Raw genomic sequence first — 20,304 nt, forward strand, 5'->3', positions numbered from 1 at the left:
CCTGATGTCGTGTACTTAAAACTCGGCAAAACCGATGCGACCCTGTTACCACTCTGGTAACAATATCCCGCGGTAGTACCCATAGAACCATCAAACCGGACGAATTCGCGATCATCACGCGGAACGGAGTCCCACCATGGTCCATTCGGTCAGGGGTGGCAGCAAAGGGGAGAGTGGCTCACGCCGGGGCCGCCGTGTCAACGCGGCCTTCGCGTTGCCCTTGTTGCTGGTCGTGGTGGCCGTTCCCGCTGCCTGGATCGTGGCACGAGAGGGGGAGGCCGGGAACGAGCCGCACGCGGCGGCGGCTCCCGCGCCCGTGGCGACGCCCAAGCTGCGGGAGGTCAGCTTCTGGACACCGGCGACGAAGCCCGAGGTCCCCGTGCACGCCGACCACGCACCGGTCGAACTCGGCTCACGGTTCACCGTGGCGGAGGACGGATGGATCTCCGGCGTCCGCTTCTACAAGGCGAGGGGCGAGAAGGGCAGGCACAGCGGCAGCCTCTGGGACGCCGACGGCAGGAGGCTCGCCACCGCCGCCTTCGTCGAGGAGACCCCGAGCGGCTGGCAGGAGGTCCGCTTCGGCTCTCCCGTCCAGGTCCGGGCGCACGAGACGTACACGGTCTCGTATCACAGCGAGCACGGCACGTACGTGGCCAGCCCCCTTGGCCGCGGCAAGGCGCCGCGATCGGGCCCGCTGACCGCCGTGCCGAGGAAGACCGGCGTCTACCGGTACGGCGACCGCGGGTTCCCCCGCGAGTCGAACCCGCGGAACTACCACTACTACGTGGACCCGATCTACCGCTGGTGGTGGCGGCCCCGGCCGTCCCAACCGACGACACCCCCCTCTGCGGCCCCCTCGCCGGCGGCCACCCCGTCCCCCGCGCAATCTCCCGTCCGGTCTCCCGTTGAGTCTCCCGCTGGGTCTCCCGTTGAGTCTCCCGTTGAGTCTCCTACGTGGTCTCCCGGGCAGACCGCGGGACCCACCCGCGTTCCGACACCATCGCAGTCGGCGACCCCTGCGGTCAGTCCCTCCGCCGAGACCCCCACCCCCACGCCCACGAGGACACGGCAGACGCCCACGCCTACGAAGACAGTGGAGAGCCCGACGCCGACGGTCACGAGGAGTCCGGCGACTCCCGTACCGAGCCGGTCCCAGACCACCACGGCCCCGGACACGGGCGGGACGGCGTGCTCGGGCGGCTATCCCGCCCCGGCGTGCACCGGCGTGCCGAAGGGCACGCAGCTGAAGACGCTCCAAGCCGACTTCTACGGCGCCTACCGGGTGACCAAGGACGGGACGGTGCTGGACGGGGTGCACATCCCCGGCACGCTTTTGATCACCGCCCAGAACGTGACCGTACGCAACAGCCAGATCGACGGCGATGTGAAGAACGACTACGACGGCAAGATCTACCCCTTCACCATCAGCGACTCCACCGTCGGCCCGGAAAGCGGCTGCAACCAGAGCGTCGGAATCTGGAGCGCCCAGTTCACCGCCACCCGCGTCCACGTCCGCAACCACAGCGACGGCTTCAGCGTCTCCGGCGACAACGTCGTCATCCGCGACTCCTACGTCATGCTCTGCTCACGCCCCGGCGACCACTCCGACGGCATCCAGACCGTCGGCGCCGGCCACACCCTCGTCTTCGACCACAACACCGTCGACCAGCGCTACGCACCCCAGCACACCGCACCGGTCTTCCTCGTCGACCCCAACACCGGCGTCCAGGTCACCAACAACCTGCTCATCGGCGGCACCTACACCATCAGAGTCAGAGCCGCGTCCGGCGCCGTCGTACGCGACAACGCCGTGGTGAACAAATCGTGGGACTACGGCCCCTCCGACACCGACTGCTCGAAGACGACCTGGACGGGTAACAGGCTGGTCACCATCGACGATGAGTACAACGTGACCTCCACCGTGAAGAACCTTTCCTGCCAAGGGTGAGCGAGGCAGCGCTCGCGGTGGAGGGGACGCCATGACCAAGTCGTCTGGCGGTTCCGCGAACCTGGCCCCTTGGGGACGGCCGACGATAGCGCGACCAGGCAAGGATCTGAGGGACACGACCTAGGGAGCCGCATGACAGCAGTGTTCACGGGCAGCAGACTGGACGACGACGACCGGCGGGCCCTCGTCTACCGGGGAGACGTTTTCGTCTATTCGGCCACCTCGGCCTCGGCCGAGCTGGTGCTGTTCGCCCGCGAGTTGATCGAGGAGGCCTTCGGCGGGCTCGATCCGGAGACCGCGCAGCACGAGATGGACGTCGAGCGGTTCGCCGGCCTGCTCGCCGACCTCAAACCGCGGTTCATCCACCATCCGCAGTGCAAGAAACTGCTGCCGCTCATCCTCGAAGAGGTGGGCTGTTCGTTGGACAAGACCTACTTCGACGTTCCGCGGTTGCGGACGTCCACCTCCCACGACTACCTGACCTCGGGCATCTCCTACGCCTTCCACCCGCATCGCGACTGCTGGTACTCGGCGCCCTTCAACCAGATCAACTGGTGGATGCCGATCTACCCGGTGGTGCCGGAGAACGTCATGGCGTTCCACACCCGCTACTTCGACCAGCCCGTCGCCAACGGCAGCGCCCGCTACGACTACGCGAAATGGAACGCTACAAGCAGGCACACGGCCGCCCAGCACATCCGCAGCGACTCCCGCGAGCAGCCCAAACCCGAGGAAGAGGTGGAGCTCGACCCGCAGGTGCGGATCGTGCCGGAGGCCGGCGGATTCATGCTCTTCTCCGGCGCCCATCTGCACTCGACGGTGCCCAACACCTCGGGCCGCACCCGCTTCAGCATCGACTTCCGCACTGTGCACATCGACGACGTGCGGGCGCGCCGGGGCGCGGCCAACGTGGACGCGGCGTGCACCGGCACGACGCTGCGGGACTTCAGGCGCTGTGCCGACCTCGCCCCCCTGCCCGAGGAGCTGGCTCTGGAGTACGAGGCCGAGGCTCTGACCCGGGCGCGCCAGGCGTCCGAACCTCTCAGGAGCTGATCTGAACCTTGCTGTGGTCCCCCAGCACCAGACGATGAGCCTTCGGGGTGTCGGGTGCTGGGGTGACCTCGACGTCGTGCCCGATCAGTGACGCCTCGATCCGGCGGACCCCTTCGATGGATGCGCGGGACAGCACGATCGAATACTCGATCTCGCTCCCGCTCACCACACAGTCGGTGCCGATCGAGGTGAACGGGCCGACGTACGAGCCGCTGATGACGGTCCCCGCGCCGACGACCACCGGGCCGACGATGCGGGAGCGGCGCACCGAGGCGCCGGCCTCCACCACGATCCGGCCGATGAGCTCGCAGTCCTCGACGTCGCCGTCGATCCGGGGCTCCAGGGACTCCAGCACGAGACGGTTCACCTCAAGCATGTCGGTGACGTTCCCGGTGTCCTTCCAGTAGCCCGAGATGACGGACGGCTCGACGTCGTGGCCGGCGTCGACGAGCCACTGGATTGCTTCGGTGATCTCCAACTCCCCCCGCCAGGACGGCTTGAGCTCCGCCACCGCCGCGTGCACGGCCGGGGTGAAGAGGTAGACCCCGACCAGGGCCAGGTCGCTCTTCGGCTCGCGCGGCTTCTCCTCCAGGCGGACGACCCGACCGTGCGCGTCGAGCTCGGCGACGCCGAACTGGCGGGGATCGGACACCCGGGTGAGCATGATCTGCGCGCTCGGCCGCCGGGCGCGGAAGCGCTCGACCAGGCCCCCGATCCCGCCCACGATGAAGTTGTCGCCCAGGTACATGACGAAGTCGTCGTCGCCGAGGTAGTCGCGGCCGATCAGCACGGCGTGCGCGAGCCCGAGCGGCGCCTCCTGGCGGAGGTAGGTGGCCTGCAGGCCGAACCTGGACCCGTCGCCCACCGCCGCCTCGATCTCGTCCTGGGTGTCTCCCACGACGATGCCGACCTCGCTGATGCCGGCGGCCGCGATCGACTCCAGGCCGTAGAACAGGACGGGCTTGTTGGCGACCGGGACCAGTTGCTTCGCCCGGGTGTGGGTGATGGGCCGCAACCGGGTGCCGGACCCGCCAGCGAGCACGAGGGCCTTCATGTCAGTACGCCCCTCTGCCGCCGGTGACCGCGGACCACGTTTTCCACAGGATCTGCAGGTCCAGCATGAGCGACCAGTTCTCCACGTACCGCAGGTCGAGCCGGACCGACTCCTCCCAGGACAGGTCCGATCTGCCGCTCACCTGCCACAGTCCGGTCATGCCCGGCCGCACGACCAGGCGCCGGTGCACGTCCGTGCCGTACCGCTCGACCTCGGCGGGCAGCGGCGGACGCGGCCCGACGAGCGACATCTCCCCACGCAGCACGTTGAGGAGCTGCGGCAACTCGTCCAGCGAGTAGCGGCGCAGCAGTTGGCCCACGCGGGTGATCCGTGGATCGTTCCGAATTTTAAACAGCACACCGTCCGATTCGTTGGACTCGGCCAGTACCGGCTTGAGCCGCTCGGCGTCCACGACCATGGTGCGGAACTTCAGCATGTGGAACTCGCGGCCGTACCGGCCGATCCTGGTCTGCCGGAACAGCGCGGGGCCGGGGCTGGTGGCCCGGACGACCGCCGCGATGGCGAGCATCGGGAAGACCAGGACCAGAAGGAACGCGGCCGCCACGATCCTGTCGAAGGCGTTCTTGACGAGGCGCCGGGAGCCCTGGAGATCGGGGTGCTCGACGTGCAGCAGCGGCATCCCCGCTACCGGGCGGACGCTGATGCGCGGCCCCGCGACGTCCATCAGCGCCGGGGCGACGAACAGGTCGGTCCCCCGCGACTCGATCCCCCAGGCGAGGCGGCGCAGCGCGGCGCCGTGGAGTTCGGGACACGCGAGGACCGCGACCGCCTCGGCTTCGACCTTGTCGACCACGGCGGGCACGTCCCTGAAGTCTCCTAACACGGGCACGCCGTCGACGTCGGAGCGCTGCCTCCGGTACTGCGTGCTCGGCACACAGGCCGCCACCACCCGCATGCCGTGATACGGCTGCCGCCTCAGCTGCAGCACCAGTTCGTGGATGGACTGCCGGTGCCCCACGGCCACGATCGGCCGCATGTGCTGCCCCTTGGAGCGCAGACGGTGCAGCCGTTTGCGCATGCGATGCCGGAACAGCAGCGTCAGCACGGTGGCGAGCGGCAGCATCGCCATGACATAGCTGCGCGCCACGTTGGTCTGTGTGAGGTACGCCCCGATCGCGACGGCCGCGACGAGCCCCAGGCCCGCCTGGGTGACCGAGCGGAATTCCTCCGTCCCCTCGCCGTGGGCGCGTCTGCGGTAGCCGCCGGCGACGCCCACGACCACCGGCCAGAAGATCGTCAGTGCCACGCCGAACGCGATGTCGTACACCGGGATGAAGGCGCCGAACCCCAGTCGCGTGAACTCGACGCCGGAGAGGGCGAGAGCCGCACAGAGCAGGTCTCCCACCAGGAGGATTCTCGAATAGGAACGCGTCGGCACGCTCACCGGCAGCCGTACATGGACTTTCCGGGAGGACACCCCCGATTCCGCCAACTCCGTCTGCGATTCCATCTCACCGCGCCTAGGTAGTCGGACCGTCCAGGTGATTGACGCCCCTCGCGTCACAAAGGTTGACCCGCGGTCGACCATTTCAGGGCGTGCCCGCACGAAGATGATGTTAGACAGCGACCGCCCAGTAGGGAACGTAAGTCTCCTGTCCACAATTGGTCGCAATGAGTCCACCTGGAGGACTTGACGGAACGGTCCAAGATGCCGCCACCGACCGCCATCAGGGCATATACGGTATTATTCACTCGACCATAACGGATATTTGGCCCTCACTCCACCGTCACGCGGGAGTGCTGCCACATTTGCACGCTTATGCGCCAAAAATTCCCTTTGTTCGGATCGATGCTGAAGTCACCCTCGGCATTGCCGGTGCCGTCAGCGGCGCGATGTGCGAGGGACAGGCAAGCGAACCCGCCTATGTCCGGCACGTCCCCACTTGTCGAACTACATTCGGCATCATGTCCGTACGCGTCAACCGAGACGGCCTGGCCCCGCTGGAGGCCGGCCGCCTCACCGGTGTGGAGCGCTTCCGGGCCGGTCTGGGCCGTCACGGCGCTCCTGACCTCTAGTCGTATTCGAGGTCGGGTAACGGGGACGGCGGCTCCGGGCTGCGCCACACGACGACGTAGTCGGAACGCGCGCTCGCGACCGCCGTGCTCAGCCGGTCGAGGTCGAAGTCCGGCAGGTAGCGCAACCGGGCCAGGAAGCTCGCGTCGGTCGCCGAGTGCGGGACCACACAGCCCTCGCCCTCGCGGTCCAGCAGGACGATGAAGACGTCCTCCGGCGGACCCGGCGGACCCGGCGGATCCTGGTCGCCATGGCCGCCGACGCGGACCTCGACCACGTCCTCCCAAGCGAGGGCCTCGACGCTGCCGTCGGCGTAGTGACGTGTCACGCCTTCTTCGGTGACGTACACATAGGTGTCCGGCACTGGGTTGCCGTGCATGGGCGCGATTGTGACGACTTGAAGCGGCATGGTGCAAGGGAATCCGCACCCTGGAGAAAACGTGCAAGGGAATCCGCGTTCAAGAGAATCGCCTGGAGCTCCCGCGGGCTCAGGGGTGCCGCCACCGCAGGTGCTCGCGCACCGCGTGGACGGCCGCGTCCGCCGGCCCCTCGGCGATGACGCGCAGCAGCGCGGCGTGCTCCGCCGCGAGCTGTTGGGGATCGCCGTACGCATGCCTGAGCCCGACCAGCCCGAGCCGTGTCTCGGCCGCGAGCGTGGCGTACAGGCGCTCCAGGCGGGGACTGCCGGCGGCGGCGACGAGCGCCTCGTGCAGCGCCATGTGCTCGGCCACCACGGCCGCCCAGGGCGCGCCCGGCGGCAGGCCGGACAGGCGGGCCAGCGCATCCTCCGCCGCCGTCACCCGGCGCCCCGCGACGGCCTGTGCCATCAGTTCCTCCAGCGGCCCGCGCACGTACATGAGGTCGGCCAGGTCGGCGGAGGTGATCACTGGGACGTACGCGCTGCGGTTGCGCTCGCGCCGCAGCAGCCCCTCGTGGACGAGCAGCGCCAGCGCCTCCCGCACGGTGGGGCGGGCCACGCCGTACCGTGCGGACAGCTCCTGCTCGGGCAGCGCGGCCCCGGGCTCGATGTCCCCGGACAGCACCCGCTCGCGCAGCGCGGCGGCGAGCGCCTCGACGGTGGAGACGGGCCTCAGCGTGGTCACGGTGCCGAGCCTAGTGGCGGCTTTCTGCCGATGCCTTCGGCGTCTCGGGCGCGGGAGTGCCCGGCGTGCGCTCCCTGGCGGGCAGCGCCACCACGACCAGTCCCAGGGCGAGCAGCACCAGACCGGCCCACGACACGAGGGACAGGTGCTCGCGCAGCGCCACGACCCCCAGCAGGGCCGCGACGGCCGGCTCGGCCAGCGCGAGCGTGGCCGCCGTGGCGACGGGGGTCGTGCGCAGGCCCCGGCCGTACAGGAGATAGGCCAGCCCCGTCGTGGCGCAGCCGAGGTAGAGCGCGGTCAGCAGGCCGCTCGGGCGCGCGAGCCAGGCCGGTCCGGTCAGCGCGAGGACCGGCAGCATGAGCACGGCCGCGCCGCCGAAGAGAACGCCCATGACGATCCCCGACTCCATGCCCCTGCCGATGGCCCGGGCCGCCACGACCGCGTAGAAGGCGTACAGAAGCCCGCCGAGGAGGGCGAGCGCGACACCCGCCGCGTCCGCGCCGCCCGTTCCCCCTCCCCCGCCGGTGACGAGCACCGCGCACCCGGCGACGGCGGCACCCGTGGCGAGCGCCCAGCGCCCGCTCGGCCGCTCGCGGCCGACGATCCAGGACAGGAGCCCGGTGAAGACCGGGCCGCTGCCGATGGCCACCACCGTGCCGATCGCCACGCCCGTCCTGCCGACCGCGGCGAAGAAGCACAGCTGGTAGGCCGCGACGGCGGCGGCTCCCAGGACCAGCGCCCAGCGCATCGGAACGTTCCCATGAGGGGTGCGACGGGCCCGGCGATGCGTGACCAGCGCCAGCGCGCCCAGCAGGGCCCCGCCGAGCACGAGGCGGGCCGCGGCCAGCGAGACGGAGCCGGCGGCGGCGAGGGTCCCCACGGTGCCCGCGGTCCCCCACAGGACGGCCGCCGCGACGACCGCGAGCGGGCCCGATCTGGAGTTCATGCAGAGATTGTCTGACAACTAGACAGTGCTCGGCAAGAGCTTTCTTCCGGAACGTCGAGACTGTCCTGATATGGGGCTGTGGCCCAAGTCGTTAGGAACGATCCCTGGTGGCCCAGCTCACGGATTGCTATGGTTTCGCCACTATTAACACATGTGTAACCGACGGGCAGGTCTGATGGCTGGTCGGAAACGGTCCATCCGCTTCAAGATATTCGCGATCCTGCTGGTGCCTGTGACCGCCCTGGTGGTGATCTGGGGGTTCGCCGCCACTCTGACCATCGAGCAGGGGCAGCAGCTCCTGCGCATTCAGAAGGTCTACGACAACATCGTCTATCCCGTCAGCGAAGCCATCAACGAGCTGCAGAGCGAGCGGTTCGTGTCGGTGAGCTACCTCGCCTGGCGCACCTCGACGCTGCGTACCGACCTCCAGGTGCAGCGCCGCAAGACCGACGCCACCTCGGTCCTGCTGACCCGCCTGTCGGCGCAGGCCCGGGACGAGACGCCCTCGGCGATGTGGGACCGGGTGCAGGACCTGCTCAGGCAGATGGACCGGCTCGACGTCCTGCGCGGCCAGATCGACGACCAGCGGCTCACCCGCCTCGACGCGATCGAGGAGTACAGCGCGGTCGTCGAGACCGCCCACCAGGTCTACGACCGGCTGATGATCTCCTCGGACATCGACATCGTCGAGCAGACCAAGGCGCTCATCCTCCTCACCCGCAGCCGCGAGGTGGTGAGCCAGCAGTCCGCGCTCGTGCTGGGCGCGCAGGCGTCCGGCCGGATGACGCAGGACGAGCGGGACGCCTTCTCCGGGATGGTCGGCAAGCGCCGCCTGCTCTACCAGCTCGGCACCAGCCAGCTCGACCCCGGCCTCCTCAAGCAGTACGGCACGCTGAACTCCACCGCGGTCTACACGTCGTTCGTCTCCCTGGAGGACGACGTGATCGCCAGGGTGCGGCCCGGCCAGCCGCTCCCGCCGGAGGCGATCGCCTGGCCGACGACGGCCCAGGCCCTGACCCGCCAGCTCACCGAGACGACCAACGCGGCCAGCGACGCCACCGCCGCCCGCGCCGTGCCGCTGGCCCAGGGAGTGCTCTGGAACATCGGCATCGTCGGCGCGCTCGGCCTCGCGGCCGTGCTCGCGACGGCGTTCATCTCCTTCCGGTTCGCCCGGACGGTGACGGGCGAGCTGAGCACCCTGCACAGGGCCGCGGCCGACCTGGCCGGGCGCCGGCTGCCCGACCTCGTACGGCGACTGCGGCGCGGCGAGGACGTCGACGTGGCGGCCGAGACCCCGCCGATGGCCCAGGCCAGCGACACCGTCGAGATCGAGAATGTCGGCCGCGCCTTCACCTCGGTGCAGCACACCGCGATCGAGGCGGCCGTCGGCCAGGCCGACCTGCGCAAGGGCGTCAACAAGGTCTTCCTGAACCTGGCCCGGCGCAGCCAGTCGCTGCTGCAGCGCCAGCTCGGCATGCTGGACGGCCTGGAGAAGGTGATCACCGACCCCGACCTGCTGGAACGGCTGTTCGGCGTCGACCACCTCACCACCCGCATGCGCCGCCACGCCGAGGGCCTGATCATCCTGTCCGGCGCCGTGCCCGGCCGCGGCTGGCGCAACCCGGTGCGGCTGTACGACGTGGCCCGCGCCGCCACCGAGGAGGTGGAGGACTACCTGCGGGTGGACGTGAACATGCCGCACGGGTACTCGCTCGCGGGCAGCAGCGTCACCGACGTCGTCCACCTGCTCGCCGAGCTGATCGAGAACGCCACGGTCTTCTCCCCGCCCCAGACCCGCGTGCAGGTCAGGGGGGAGATGGTCGCCCGGGGCTTCGCCATCGAGGTCGAGGACCGCGGGCTCGGCGTCCCCCCCGAGGAGCTGGCGCACCTCAACGCGCGGCTCGCCGACCCGCCGGAGTTCGACCTGGCCGACAGCGACAGGCTCGGGCTGTTCGTCGTCGGGCTGCTGGCCCGGCGGCACAACATCCGCGTCTCCCTGCGCACCTCGCCGTACGGCGGGACGAGCGCCGTGCTCCTGCTCCCGCAGGAGATCGTGGTGGAGAACGAGACCAGGGAACCGGCGGTCGAGCGCCTCGCCCAGCCGGAGTCCCTGCCCCCAGCCCTGGCCCTCACGCCGCCGGTCGGCGACGGCGCCCAGGACTCCCTGCCCCGCCGGGTGCGGCAGGCCAATCTGGCGCCGCAGCTCAAGGAGGAGCGGAGCGACCTGTTCTCCTCCTTCCAGGCGGGCTGGCAACGCGCTCAGGAGGACTCGTGAGCGAGCACGAGGACGGGCCGCTGCTGCGCCCCTACACGCTGACCCGTGGCCGTACGCGCCCGAGCGGGCCGGACTTCGACCTGATGACCATCATCAGGACGGCTCCCGCGGCGTACAGCGGGGTCTCCGGGCTGGCCCCCGAGCACTGGCGGATCCTGCAGCTGTGCCGGATCCCCCTCTCCGTGGCCGACCTGGCCTCGGAGCTCGGCCTGTCGCTGAACGTCGTGCGCATCCTGCTGGGCGACCTGCGCGACCAGGGGCTGATCAACGCACGGCCGCAGGCCACGGTCGCCCAGCTGCCCGAGGAACGCATCCTCCGCGAGGTGATTCAGGGACTCCAGGCGCTGTGAGGCGTCAGGAGTCCGCTCCGCAGGCCGCCGCTCTTTTCCTCTAGGAGTCCGCTTCGCAGGACTCCAGCAGCCGCTGCACGTGCCATCGGGCCGGTGTCGTCAGCTCGTCGACGTACCGGTCCAGCATGGCCGCGCACGCCACCGGGTCGGCGGTCTCGACGGACGGCAGGACCAGGATCTCCTCCTCGCCGTCCAGCACGAGGTCGCCCCGCACGCTGAACGTCCCGTCGCCGACCCCGACGGCGGTCTCGAACACGAGGTCGTGCCCCGGGAGCGCCAGCGCGGCGCCGAGCCGTACGACGGGCCCGGCCAGGTCGGAGACGGGCTCGACGCGGACGTGGGGGAAGAAGTCGCGGGAGACGGACCGACCCATCTCACTGAATCGCGCCGCCGTTCGCATCAACGCTTCCAGGAGTTCGGCGGCACCCTGACTGTTGGCGTCCACCCACGCAGGGTAGATCAAGGAAAGTTGCGGTTAGGCCAAATAATTAGGTTCGGCCGGAGATTTCGCCGAAAAGCGCGGTCTCAGCGGAAGGCGTAGCATTCCACCTCGGCTCGCCGGCGGGTCAGCCCGCCGCCCACCGACTCCTCGACGCAGGAGCGCTGCGCCGCGCTGAGTTCGAGCACGCCGCAGACGCTGACCCCGGAGTACGTGCGGCAGTCGAGGTTCGGGTTGAACGCGCCCACCTTGTACTGCTCGCGCACCTGTGTGCGACAGCGTTGCCGCGCCTCGGACGTCTTCGGGTAGCGGCATTGGCCGACGAGGATGTCGTACTGCTTCTGGCTCACCTCCTGCCGCTTCACGCCCCCTTTGGGCAGCGCGGGCGCCTGCGGCGGACTCCCGGCCCACGGTCCGGTCCTCGGGTGGCCGCCGGTCACGGCGGCCACCGAGGCGACCGCGGCGACCGTGCCGAGCATGGTCATCGCAGCGAGCACGGCGACAGCGACGATCTTTCTCATGGCGATCCTCCCGAGCAGGAACGTACCCACGGGGGAACGGCCGCCCCCGGCGCCGCGCCGGTGCCCGCATGGACGGCCGTGACCTTGTGTCATGCCGAAGTCGACGCATTCATTACGGGGAGTAAATACAACATTGCGAAGTGTGACGGCTAACGATCAAGGGTAGGTGTGGCCACGGAACCGGCGGGGACGGCACTCACGCCATTCACACCCGATTCTTCGGTTCGAAATCCGGTCATTTCCGACACAACGGAGCTTTTACGTGCGATTTGTTCACGCAGTCACGACAGGCGCGCTGGTCCTCACCGCGCTGACGGTCACCGGCGCGGGCGCGACCGCGCTGGCGGACGCGGGCCCGCAGACCACGTCCCGCGCCGTCGTCGACGGCTACCAGGTCGTGACACTGCCCAACGCGAACGTGCCGAACTTCACCCGGCGCACCGTGTACTGCCCGCAGGGCAAGCGCGCCGTGGGCGGCGGCGGCGAGGCCCAGGGCAACGACGCGGTCCTCGTGGGCAGCTTCCCCACCGCGGACGGCACCGGATGGATCGCGCTCGGCCGGCAGAACTACTACAACACCGTCGGCATCAGCGTCTACGCCGTCTGCGCCAACGCCTGATCGGATCACTCGCGGCACAGGGGAGCGGGCAGGGGCCCGCTCCCCTCTTCGTACGCCCCCTGGTGCCCTACGGGGTGCTGACGGGCGACGGCGCGAAGCTCGGGGCCGGCTCCTTCCTGATGAAGGGGGTGGAGGTCCCGCCCAACGCCAGGCGGGCCGGCAAGGCCGCCGTCCGGCGCTGCCGCCCGGCGCGCGCCAGCCCGCTCACGGTCAGCGTCCCGTCGCACGGCCACTCGTCCGCCCGCTCGCCCGACCGGTCCCACACGGCCAGCGGGCCGTCCAGGCGCGCGGTGAGCAGATACTGCAGCGGGGTGCGCGGCAGGAACAGGTCGACGTCGGGCGTCGCGCGCCGTACGGCCCTGGGGAGCACCGGCTCGCACAACCGCACCAGCGTGGCGGGCACGGCACGCTCGACCAGTGCCCGGATGTCGGGCACGGACAGGTTCGCCACCTCCCGGGCCATCGAGACGTTCCTGACCAGCACGCGCACCGGTCCCGACGCGCCGTCCATACGCGCCAGCGCCTGCTCTGATCTCGCGTCGCAGACGACCTGGTCGGCGAACAGGTCGTGCACGCCGGCCACTCCCCCGGCCCCGATCGCCGCGACGGCCGCCGCCAGCGCGTCCGCACCCGTGATCGCCTCCCACCGGAGGACGGGACCGCAGGCCGTGCAGCCCGTCGCGGCGGACGTCGACCTGCGGAGGTCCGGCTCCCGGCACTCCCGTCGGCAGTCCTCGCACAGGACGGCGGAGGGCGCCTCGGCCGCGGGCGGCCGGCAGTCGTCGCAGCAGACGAGCGGATACGAGTACCTGCGGCCGGCCCGGTCAAACAGCTCACGCACACAGGCCGAACAGAGCCCCCGCTCGCTCGGCCAAGCGCCGGGGGAAACCGAGATGACCATGGAAGCCGCACTGCCCCCGGCCGGTCACTCTAATCACTCACGTCACATGATTTTCAGAGTGCCCCCACCTGCGGTCACACCGGGCGGGCCTGCTCACCGTCGGCGAGGGCACGCAGGGACGGACGGAGCGTCTCGGCGATCCGCTCGGGGGACGCGCCGCGCAGGCCCGTGAGGCCGAGCAACTGATGGGCGATCGTCACGCCCAGCATCGTGCTGACCATCAGGGCCGCCCGCAGTTCGGCGTCGGCGGAGCCGATCGCGTCCGCCAGTTGCGCCACCTGGCCGTCGAGCTTGCCACGCACCTCCTCGGCGGCGTCGGGATGGGTGAGCATGGAGCGCATCATCGCCAGCGTCGCCTCGGGCAGCGGCCCCATCTTCATGCCGATCCTGCCCAGCAGTTCCTCGACCGGCTCCAGCTCGCCGTCCAGCGGCGGGATCGACGGGATCCGCACGGCCTGCTCGAACAGCTCCTGCTTCGACCCGAAGTACTGCATGACCAGGGCCGGATCGACCTCCGCGGCCGCCGCCACGGCCCGGATCGTCGTGCGCTGGAAGCCGCGCTCGGCGAAGATCGCCCGCGCGGCGGACAGGATGCGCTCTTCGGTGCGGCGCCGGCGCTCTGCCCGGCTCGTCGGCGTCCCCTCCACGTGACGACTCTACCGGCGTTGACCACATCGGCCCGTTCGCTCTACAGTCGTTGAGTCAACAACTGTTGAGCGAAACCGCTTTTCACCTGAATGGAGCGAACGCATGCAGCTCACCCCGCGCGAGGTCCTGGCCCGCTATCACCGGGCGATGGTCGACAGGTCGGCCGACGACCTCGCCGACCTCTACGCCGCCGACGCCCATCACACGTTCCCGTTCCGGGCGCCGCTGTTCCCCGCCCACCTGGAGGGACGGGAGGAGATCCGCGCCCTCTACCGCGCGGCGTGGGGCGCGAGCCCCGTACGGCTCGCCGAGATCCACGACGTCGTCGTCCACGAGGCGGCCGACCCCGAGGTCGTCACCGGCGAGTGGGAGGGCACCGGCACGGTCGAACCGGACGGCCGGCCGTTCCGGGCCACGGGCCTGCTGACCCTGCGTGTACGGGACGGCGAGATCGTGGAGACGCGCGACTACATGGACGTGTTCGGCACCTACCACGCGATGGGCCGGCTGAAGGACGTCGTGGCCGCCGCGGAGAACGGCACTGCGGAGGGCAGCGCCGGCACGGCCTGATCGGGGTCGTGCGCCTGCCCGGGGGCGCGGCCACAATGGTGACCATGACGATCTCGGGGACCACCGTCCGCCGGGCGGGAGCGGCGGACGCCGCGGCCCTCGTCCGGCTGCGCGCCGTGATGCTGGAGGACATGGGGGCGGAGGTCGGGGACGAGAGCGCGCCCTGGCGGGCGTCGGCCGAGGCGTGGTTCGACCGGCGGCTGCGCGATCCGGCGGACTTCGCCGCGTTCGTGGTGGACGACCCGGAGCTCGGCGTGGTGAGCTGCGCGGCGGGCACCTGCGACCCCCACGCCCCGGGGCCGACGAACCCGAGCGGCCTGCAGGGCCACGTCTTCAACATCTGCACCGACCCGCGACGCCGCCGCCTCGGCCTCGCGCGCGCCTGCCTCGACGCACTGCTCGTCTGGTATCGCACCGAGACCGAGGTCCGGACGATCGACCTCAACGCCACGTCGCACGGGATCGAGCTGTACCAGTCCCTCGGGTTCGACGCGCCCCGCTACCCGGCTCTCCAGCTGCGGCTGGGCCCGCCGCTCGGGCACGGTTTCACGAGTCGCTAGAGGTCGAGCCGGTAGCGGACGGTCCGATGCGTCGGCACGTAGCCGAGTGCGTCGTTGATGCCGCGCATGTACGTGTTGCCGTCGGCGGTGTCGGCGAGCAGCCCCCCGAGGCGCGGGTGGCGTTCCCGGACCAGCCGGATCGTCTCGGCCTTCATCCAGCGGCCGAGGCCGCGCCCGCGGTGCTCGGGAAGGACGCCGGTGCCGTAGTGCTGCCCGTCGCCCGTGCCGTCACCGGGGACCACCAGCTCGGTGAAGCCGGCGATCGTCCCGCCGTCCTCCTCGACCGCCGCGACGGTGTGCAGGAGCTCGCCGCGCCGCGCGACCGCCTCTGCGACGGCCCTGACCCGAGCGACGTCCCAGGGCGTCGGCCTGTAGTCGAGGCCGTCCATCGGCATGTCGTCCATCGCGCGGCGGGACGCGGCGAACGTCCCGGCCAGTTCGTCCGGGACGACGCCCTCCCAGGAAACCAGCCGATATCCGGGATGCGGCTCCGCGAGGGCCGCGGCGAGGACGGCGCGATCCACACCGGCCAGCGCCAGGCGGGTGAACGTCAGGCCCAGCGCCGGACGGAACCCCCGCGCGGCTAGGAACGCCTCTCCGGGGGCATCGGCCTCCGCATCCGCCGTGACGCACCACCGGCCCTCCTCACGCGCCGCCGCCAGGGCCGCGTCGAGCAGGCGCGACCCCACCCCGGCGCGGCGCTCGGCCGGGTGGACGTGCAGGTCGAGCTCGGCGAGGTGTTCGTGCCCGGGAGCGGTGAACAGGCGCAGGTACGCCGATCCGGTGGGTACGCCGTCAGGCCGGGAGGCCAGCCAGGCCAGCCTGCGACTCGAGGCGCCGGTGTGAGGATCGACCAGAAGGGTCAAACGCAGAGACACGGGCGCACACCGTAGCCATCGGGCCGCTCACCGATCAACGGGATTTACCGGAAGTCCTGCGCGGGCAGGGCCGACAGGACCCGCAGCACCCGCAGGAACGCCTCCTTGTCGCCGTCCGGCAGCCGGGCGAGAAGCCGTTCCTCCATCCGGCGGATGCCCGCCTGAGCACCGTCCCGTACGCGGCGGCCCTCGGGCGTGATGGACAGGAGCCGGACGCGGCGGTCGGCCGGGTCCGGGCTCCGCTCGATCAGGCCCCTGCGCTGGAGGTCGTCCAGGACGCGGATGATGCGCGTCTTGTCCGCGCCGATCGACTCCGCCAGCGCGGCCTGCGTGCGCACCGGCCGCTCGTCCAGGCCGAGGAGCACGACGTACGCCCACATCGACAGGCCGTGCTCCCGCAGGATCGGCGTCTCGGCGGCCATCAGCGCCCTGGTCAGGGGAGCCGCCATCGCGGCGAGATCGGGGCGGTCGGACATGCCCCACAGCTTAGGCATTGACAGAAAATAAGCGTATGCATATCGTCTGCACTCGCTTACGAAAGTTGGAGGAGAGATGGACATCCGGGAGCTGGACCGGCGGGCCGTACAGGCGAGCGTCGAAGTGGTGGCCGAGGTGCGCCCCGGCGACCTGGAGCGCCCGACGCCCTGCGCGGACTGGACCCTGGCCGACCTGCTCGCGCACATGACCGCCCAGCACCTCGGCTTCGCCGCGGCGGCGGAGGGACGCGGGGCCGACCCCGGCGTGTGGCGGGAGCGGCCCGGCCCCGACCCCGTCTGGGCCTACGCCGCGGCGGCCGAGCGCGTCACCGCCGCGTTCGCGGCCGAGGGGGTGCTCGACCGCGGGTTCGTCCTCCCCGAGCTGGGGGTGGACGCGCCGTTCCCGGCCGTGCACGCCATCGGCTTCCACTTCATCGACTACCTGGTCCACGGGTGGGACGTCGCCCGCACGCTGGGGGTCGCCTACGATCCCGACCCGGACCTGGCCGAGGCCGCCTGGCCGATCGCCCTGGCGGTGCCGGACGGCGACTACCGCGAGAGGCCGGGCGCCGCGTTCGCGCCGAGCGTGCCCGCCGCCCCGGAGGCCTCCCGCTTCGACCAGATCCTCGCCCGCCTCGGCCGGACCCCCGCTCACGGGAGCAGCAGGCCCCAGTAGAGGGACCACGGGAGGAACACGGCGCCGCCGGCGAGCAGGAGCCCGAGGCGGACCCGCTCGCCCCTCGTCCCGGCCCGCCGCCACGCCGGGACGGTCCGTACGGAGGCGGCCACCGTGGTCAGCGCCAGGGCCTGCAGGGCCAGCCAGACGACCGGGCGGCCGAGCAGCACCGGCCCCGGCGCGGCCAGCTTGCCTCCGGTCATGAGCAGGTAGAACAGGAAGGCGAACGACCCGAGCACCGCCACCAGCCCGGCGGCGCTGACCACGCGCGGCGCCGCGGGCGTGGCCGTACGGGCCCGCCCGCGCAGCCGGCGGACGAGGGCGGTCACCGGGTAGGCGGCGAACGCGGCGATCAGCAGCAGCACCACGGCCAACTGCACCGGGGCCGACTCCCACGGCGCCGGACGGTCCACCGGCACGGTGGACGTCGCCTGCTCGGGCGCGGGGCCCGAGGTGCTCGCCAGCGGCGGCCGCCCCGAGACGACCTCGCGGACCCAGGAGCCGACGAGGTCGGCGTACCCGGGAGCGAGGGCGGGGAGCCGGGTGACGCCGCCGTCGGGCGTGAGGTGGGCGGCGTGGTCCGCCCCGGGGAAGAACCGGAACGTGTAGTGCCGGTTGCCGCCCTTCTCCAGCGCCCGCGCGAAGACGGGCGGGGTCTCCTTCGGCGGCGTCAGCAGGTCGTGGACACCCCAGACGGCGAGCACCGGCTGCCGCACCGCGGCGAGGGTCGGCTCGGGGTCGTACCAGGGCTCGGGGAACATGCCGCCGTCCGCGACCACCCGATAGAGGTTCGGCTCGGCCCGGTCCACCAGCGATCCCGCCACCTCCGCCTTGCGCAGGCCGGCGGCGACGGCCCAGGTCTGCTGCCTCAGCGGCGTGAGCGCGTTGGCGCCGACGACCACGACGAACGCGACGTCCCGCGAGCGGGAGGCCGCGAGGGGCGCGACCCAGCCGCCCTCACTGAGCCCCCAGACGCCCACCTTCGCCGGGTCCACACCCGGCTGCGACCGCAGCGCGGCCACCCCGCCCAGCGCGTCGTCCGCGAGCGTCGAGTAGGACCGGCGGAAGGTCGAGTAGCCCTCCGATCTCTTGTCGTAGACGAGCACGGACATGCCTCTGCGGGCGAACTCCACCGCTTCGCCCATGAGCTTGGCGCGCGGCGTGCCGGTGCCCGCCCCGTGGACGAGCACCATGCCGGGCCGCCCGGGTGCCGCCTTCACCGGCGACAACACGGTGCCGTGCAGGGTGAGGCCGCCGCTGCCATGGAAGCTCACCTCCCTTCCGGTCAGGTCGGCGGGTACGGCGACCGCCTCCCCTGTGACGGGGGACGGCGGGGCGGCGGCGGCCGCTGCGGGGGCCGCTGCGGGGGCCGCCGTCAGGGTGAGAACGAGGCCGATGGCCAGGGCGATTCGACGCATGTGCCGAAACTAGGTGCAGAGAACTCTCGGCAAAGCGTTCTCTGCAGATATCGTTCTGGAGGACTAGGGTGATCCTCATGAAGGACGAGGAGCCGTTCCTGCTCGACGATCCGGCCCGCCTCAAGGCGCTGGCCCACCCCATGCGGCGGCTCATCCTGCGCCACCTCAACATCCACGGGCCCGCGACCTCCACGACGATCGGCGAACTGCTCGGCGCGAAGACCGGCACGACCAGCTACCACCTGCGCCAGCTCGAGAAATACGGCTTCATCGAGGAGATCCCGGAGCGTTCGGGCGGCAGGGAACGCTGGTGGCGCAGGGCCGAGACCCCGCGCGACCTGCGCGCGCCGACCCCCGCGCAGCTCGCCCCCGAGGACCGCCCGGTGCTTGAGGAGTTCCACCGCATCGGTTTCGAGGAGGATCGGGCGCTCCTGGAGCGCTTCCCCGAGGCCTACCGGCGCGATCCCGACTGGGCCAAGGGCTCGCGTGGTCTCGGCCGGATGACGAAGGAGGAGTTCGCCGAGTTCTTCGACGCCTACGTCGCGCTGCTGCTCAAGTACAGCCACCGGGCGCAGGACGCGCCGCCGGGAGCGCGCCCCCTGCACATCCGGATGTTCGCCCTCCCCGCCGACGAGTCCTGAGCCCCCACGGACTCACACGACCCAGCCTGTGAGCTGGGTTATCGTGAAAATGCCGCCGATTTCCGGACGCTGCCCTACCGGTCACGGCGCAGGCGCACCATACGGCCGCTCTCGTCGGGGAAGGGAACGTCCGATGTCCGAAGTGCTCCGTGCCGTGGACAGCTTGAGACAGGCCATCAACCGTCATGACCTCGACGCCCTGGCGCAGTGCTTCGACGAGCGAGCCGTTCTGGTGGCCCCCGACGGCATCGCCGAGAACAGGGAGGAGATCACCTCCTACTACGGCGAGTGGATGGAGGCGTTCCCCAACATGGTGATCACGCCGCAGTCGGTGACCATGTTCGGGGACACGGTGGCGGCGGAGTTCACGATCAGCGGCACGCACAAGGGGCCGCTGCTCGTGCCCGGCGGGGACGTGCTCGAGGCCACCGGGCGGGCCGTCCTCGTGCGCTCATGCAGCTTCTCCACCGTGGAGGACGGGGTGATCCTCAGCCACCGGCTCTTCTACGACCAGCTGGAGATGGCGGCCCAGATCGGCGGCTGCCTCTGTTTCGGCGACGACTCGTAACAGGCCCCTCCGCGGGAAGGCGCCAACCGGCCGCGAACTCTTTCCCCCTCATCGGGCGAAAGGGGGTAGCCGGATGGATGGAGCCCCCCGTGATCCCCGAAGCACCAGCCGATCGCGCCGACGACGCCGAGCTGATCCGGCGGTCCCGGCGCGACCCCGAGGCCTTCGCGGACCTGTTCGACCGGCACGACTCCGCCCTGCACCGGCACGCCTCCGCCCTGCACCGGTACGTCACCCGCCGTCTGGGCGCCTCCCTCGCCGACGACGTCGTCTCCGACACGTTCCTGACCGCCTTCCGCAAGCGCGAGCGCTACGACCTGACCCGGCCGGACGCCCGCCCCTGGCTGTACGGCATCACCGCGAACCTCATCGGGCGGCACGCGCCGTACGGAGATCCGGTTCTACCGGGCGCCGGCGAGGACCGGGGCGGACGAGGTCGCTGAATATTTCACTGAATTCAGTGCCTTCAGCAGATCTCGTACGACGTTTCCCGAGGCGCCGCACGATACGGTCGAATTCATCACGAAAAGGGATATTTCCGCTTCGGTGAATCGCGTACATGAGCCGCGCGATTGCCGAATCCGGGGAGCGCCGCGCCCGTGCGCGAACCGGAACGGGTGCGGAT

At 70.9% G+C, this 20,304-nt stretch carries 23 protein-coding genes; 11 read left to right on the top strand and 12 right to left on the bottom strand.

All coding sequences use genetic code 11. The features are described 5' to 3' along the window. Positions 1 to 136 precede the first annotated feature (136 nt). Positions 137 to 1,948: a DUF4082 domain-containing protein gene (locus ACQEVJ_RS41635; RefSeq protein WP_433110452.1), complete on the top strand. Its 1,812-nt coding sequence runs from the start codon at positions 137 to 139 to the stop codon at positions 1,946 to 1,948. 132 nt (positions 1,949 to 2,080) lie between these two features. Beyond that, positions 2,081 to 3,001: a hypothetical protein gene (locus ACQEVJ_RS41640; RefSeq protein WP_433110454.1), complete on the top strand. Its 921-nt coding sequence runs from the start codon at positions 2,081 to 2,083 to the stop codon at positions 2,999 to 3,001. Here ACQEVJ_RS41640 and ACQEVJ_RS41645 read toward each other — a convergent pair. From ACQEVJ_RS41645 to ACQEVJ_RS41665, 5 genes are all read right to left on the bottom strand, one after another. Next, positions 2,991 to 4,055 carry a glucose-1-phosphate thymidylyltransferase gene (locus ACQEVJ_RS41645; protein WP_433110456.1) on the bottom strand — a complete coding sequence of 355 codons (1,065 nt, stop codon included), beginning with the start codon at positions 4,053 to 4,055 and terminating at the stop codon, positions 2,991 to 2,993. The genes ACQEVJ_RS41640 and ACQEVJ_RS41645 overlap by 11 nt on opposite strands. A gap of 1 nt (position 4,056) precedes the next feature. Continuing rightward, positions 4,057 to 5,526 (bottom strand): sugar transferase, encoded by a 1,470-nt coding sequence (locus tag ACQEVJ_RS41650; RefSeq protein ID WP_433110458.1) that lies wholly within the window; start codon positions 5,524 to 5,526, stop codon positions 4,057 to 4,059. Between the two features lie 562 nt (positions 5,527 to 6,088). Further along, complete coding sequence (locus ACQEVJ_RS41655; protein ID WP_433110459.1) at positions 6,089 to 6,469, bottom strand: hypothetical protein; 381 nt, start codon at positions 6,467 to 6,469, stop codon at positions 6,089 to 6,091. A 109-nt stretch (positions 6,470 to 6,578) separates the two neighbouring features. Next, positions 6,579 to 7,193: a GntR family transcriptional regulator gene (locus tag ACQEVJ_RS41660; protein WP_433110461.1), complete on the bottom strand. Its 615-nt coding sequence runs from the start codon at positions 7,191 to 7,193 to the stop codon at positions 6,579 to 6,581. Between the two features lie 10 nt (positions 7,194 to 7,203). Beyond that, complete coding sequence (locus ACQEVJ_RS41665) at positions 7,204 to 8,139, bottom strand: EamA family transporter (protein WP_433110463.1); 936 nt, start codon at positions 8,137 to 8,139, stop codon at positions 7,204 to 7,206. Between the two features lie 175 nt (positions 8,140 to 8,314). On the opposite strand from ACQEVJ_RS41665, the gene ACQEVJ_RS41670 reads away from it, so the two are divergent. Together ACQEVJ_RS41670 and ACQEVJ_RS41675 are read left to right on the top strand one after the other, a co-directional pair. Continuing rightward, positions 8,315 to 10,414, top strand: coding sequence for a sensor histidine kinase (locus ACQEVJ_RS41670; protein WP_433110465.1), 2,100 nt, complete (start codon positions 8,315 to 8,317; stop codon positions 10,412 to 10,414). Then, complete coding sequence (locus tag ACQEVJ_RS41675; RefSeq protein ID WP_433110467.1) at positions 10,411 to 10,764, top strand: DUF742 domain-containing protein; 354 nt, start codon at positions 10,411 to 10,413, stop codon at positions 10,762 to 10,764. Before ACQEVJ_RS41670 ends, ACQEVJ_RS41675 begins: the two co-directional genes overlap by 4 nt. 40 nt (positions 10,765 to 10,804) lie before the next feature. Here the strand turns inward: ACQEVJ_RS41675 and ACQEVJ_RS41680 are convergent, their stop codons facing one another. Together ACQEVJ_RS41680 and ACQEVJ_RS41685 are read right to left on the bottom strand one after the other, a co-directional pair. Then, complete coding sequence (locus tag ACQEVJ_RS41680) at positions 10,805 to 11,209, bottom strand: hypothetical protein (RefSeq protein WP_433110469.1); 405 nt, start codon at positions 11,207 to 11,209, stop codon at positions 10,805 to 10,807. 80 nt (positions 11,210 to 11,289) lie between these two features. After that, positions 11,290 to 11,724, bottom strand: coding sequence for a hypothetical protein (locus tag ACQEVJ_RS41685; protein ID WP_433110471.1), 435 nt, complete (start codon positions 11,722 to 11,724; stop codon positions 11,290 to 11,292). Positions 11,725 to 11,986: 262 nt separating this feature from the next. Between ACQEVJ_RS41685 and ACQEVJ_RS41690 the strand changes: the two genes are divergently transcribed. Next, positions 11,987 to 12,343 carry a hypothetical protein gene (locus tag ACQEVJ_RS41690; RefSeq protein ID WP_433110473.1) on the top strand — a complete coding sequence of 119 codons (357 nt, stop codon included), beginning with the start codon at positions 11,987 to 11,989 and terminating at the stop codon, positions 12,341 to 12,343. Positions 12,344 to 12,410: 67 nt separating this feature from the next. Here ACQEVJ_RS41690 and ACQEVJ_RS41695 read toward each other — a convergent pair whose 3' ends face one another. Beyond that, positions 12,411 to 13,244 (bottom strand): hypothetical protein, encoded by an 834-nt coding sequence (locus tag ACQEVJ_RS41695; protein WP_433110475.1) that lies wholly within the window; start codon positions 13,242 to 13,244, stop codon positions 12,411 to 12,413. Between the two features lie 74 nt (positions 13,245 to 13,318). Then, entirely contained in the window at positions 13,319 to 13,891 is a 573-nt protein-coding gene (locus ACQEVJ_RS41700) for a TetR family transcriptional regulator (RefSeq protein WP_433110477.1), read from the bottom strand. 103 nt (positions 13,892 to 13,994) lie between these two features. On the opposite strand from ACQEVJ_RS41700, the gene ACQEVJ_RS41705 reads away from it, so the two are divergent. Together ACQEVJ_RS41705 and ACQEVJ_RS41710 are read left to right on the top strand one after the other, a co-directional pair. After that, a complete protein-coding gene (locus ACQEVJ_RS41705) occupies positions 13,995 to 14,462 on the top strand; it encodes a nuclear transport factor 2 family protein (protein ID WP_433110479.1) in 468 nt (155 codons plus the stop codon). A 44-nt stretch (positions 14,463 to 14,506) separates the two neighbouring features. After that, entirely contained in the window at positions 14,507 to 15,022 is a 516-nt protein-coding gene (locus ACQEVJ_RS41710) for a GNAT family N-acetyltransferase (RefSeq protein WP_433110481.1), read from the top strand. Here ACQEVJ_RS41710 and ACQEVJ_RS41715 read toward each other — a convergent pair. Next, entirely contained in the window at positions 15,019 to 15,900 is an 882-nt protein-coding gene (locus ACQEVJ_RS41715) for a GNAT family N-acetyltransferase (protein ID WP_433110483.1), read from the bottom strand. The genes ACQEVJ_RS41710 and ACQEVJ_RS41715 overlap by 4 nt on opposite strands. 44 nt (positions 15,901 to 15,944) lie before the next feature. Then, positions 15,945 to 16,394 carry a MarR family winged helix-turn-helix transcriptional regulator gene (locus tag ACQEVJ_RS41720; RefSeq protein ID WP_433110485.1) on the bottom strand — a complete coding sequence of 150 codons (450 nt, stop codon included), beginning with the start codon at positions 16,392 to 16,394 and terminating at the stop codon, positions 15,945 to 15,947. A gap of 58 nt (positions 16,395 to 16,452) precedes the next feature. On the opposite strand from ACQEVJ_RS41720, the gene ACQEVJ_RS41725 reads away from it, so the two are divergent. Beyond that, entirely contained in the window at positions 16,453 to 17,052 is a 600-nt protein-coding gene (locus tag ACQEVJ_RS41725) for a TIGR03086 family metal-binding protein (protein WP_433110487.1), read from the top strand. Here the strand turns inward: ACQEVJ_RS41725 and ACQEVJ_RS41730 are convergent. Beyond that, positions 17,028 to 18,470, bottom strand: a complete 1,443-nt coding sequence (locus ACQEVJ_RS41730) for an alpha/beta hydrolase family protein (RefSeq protein ID WP_433110489.1) — start codon at positions 18,468 to 18,470, stop codon at positions 17,028 to 17,030. The genes ACQEVJ_RS41725 and ACQEVJ_RS41730 overlap by 25 nt on opposite strands. A 77-nt stretch (positions 18,471 to 18,547) precedes the next feature. Between ACQEVJ_RS41730 and ACQEVJ_RS41735 the strand changes: the two genes are divergently transcribed. The 3 genes from ACQEVJ_RS41735 to ACQEVJ_RS41745 all read left to right on the top strand — a co-directional run bounded on the left by ACQEVJ_RS41735 (position 18,548) and on the right by ACQEVJ_RS41745 (position 20,122). Beyond that, positions 18,548 to 19,111, top strand: a complete 564-nt coding sequence (locus ACQEVJ_RS41735) for an ArsR/SmtB family transcription factor (RefSeq protein WP_433110491.1) — start codon at positions 18,548 to 18,550, stop codon at positions 19,109 to 19,111. A 133-nt stretch (positions 19,112 to 19,244) separates the two neighbouring features. Further along, positions 19,245 to 19,679 carry an ester cyclase gene (locus ACQEVJ_RS41740; RefSeq protein WP_433110493.1) on the top strand — a complete coding sequence of 145 codons (435 nt, stop codon included), beginning with the start codon at positions 19,245 to 19,247 and terminating at the stop codon, positions 19,677 to 19,679. Between the two features lie 89 nt (positions 19,680 to 19,768). Next, complete coding sequence (locus tag ACQEVJ_RS41745) at positions 19,769 to 20,122, top strand: RNA polymerase sigma factor (protein WP_433110495.1); 354 nt, start codon at positions 19,769 to 19,771, stop codon at positions 20,120 to 20,122. Positions 20,123 to 20,304 lie beyond the last annotated feature (182 nt).

It is taken from the genome of Microbispora sp. CA-102843, assembly GCF_050936215.1.
Taxonomy (GTDB): Bacteria; Actinomycetota; Actinomycetes; order Streptosporangiales; family Streptosporangiaceae; genus Microbispora.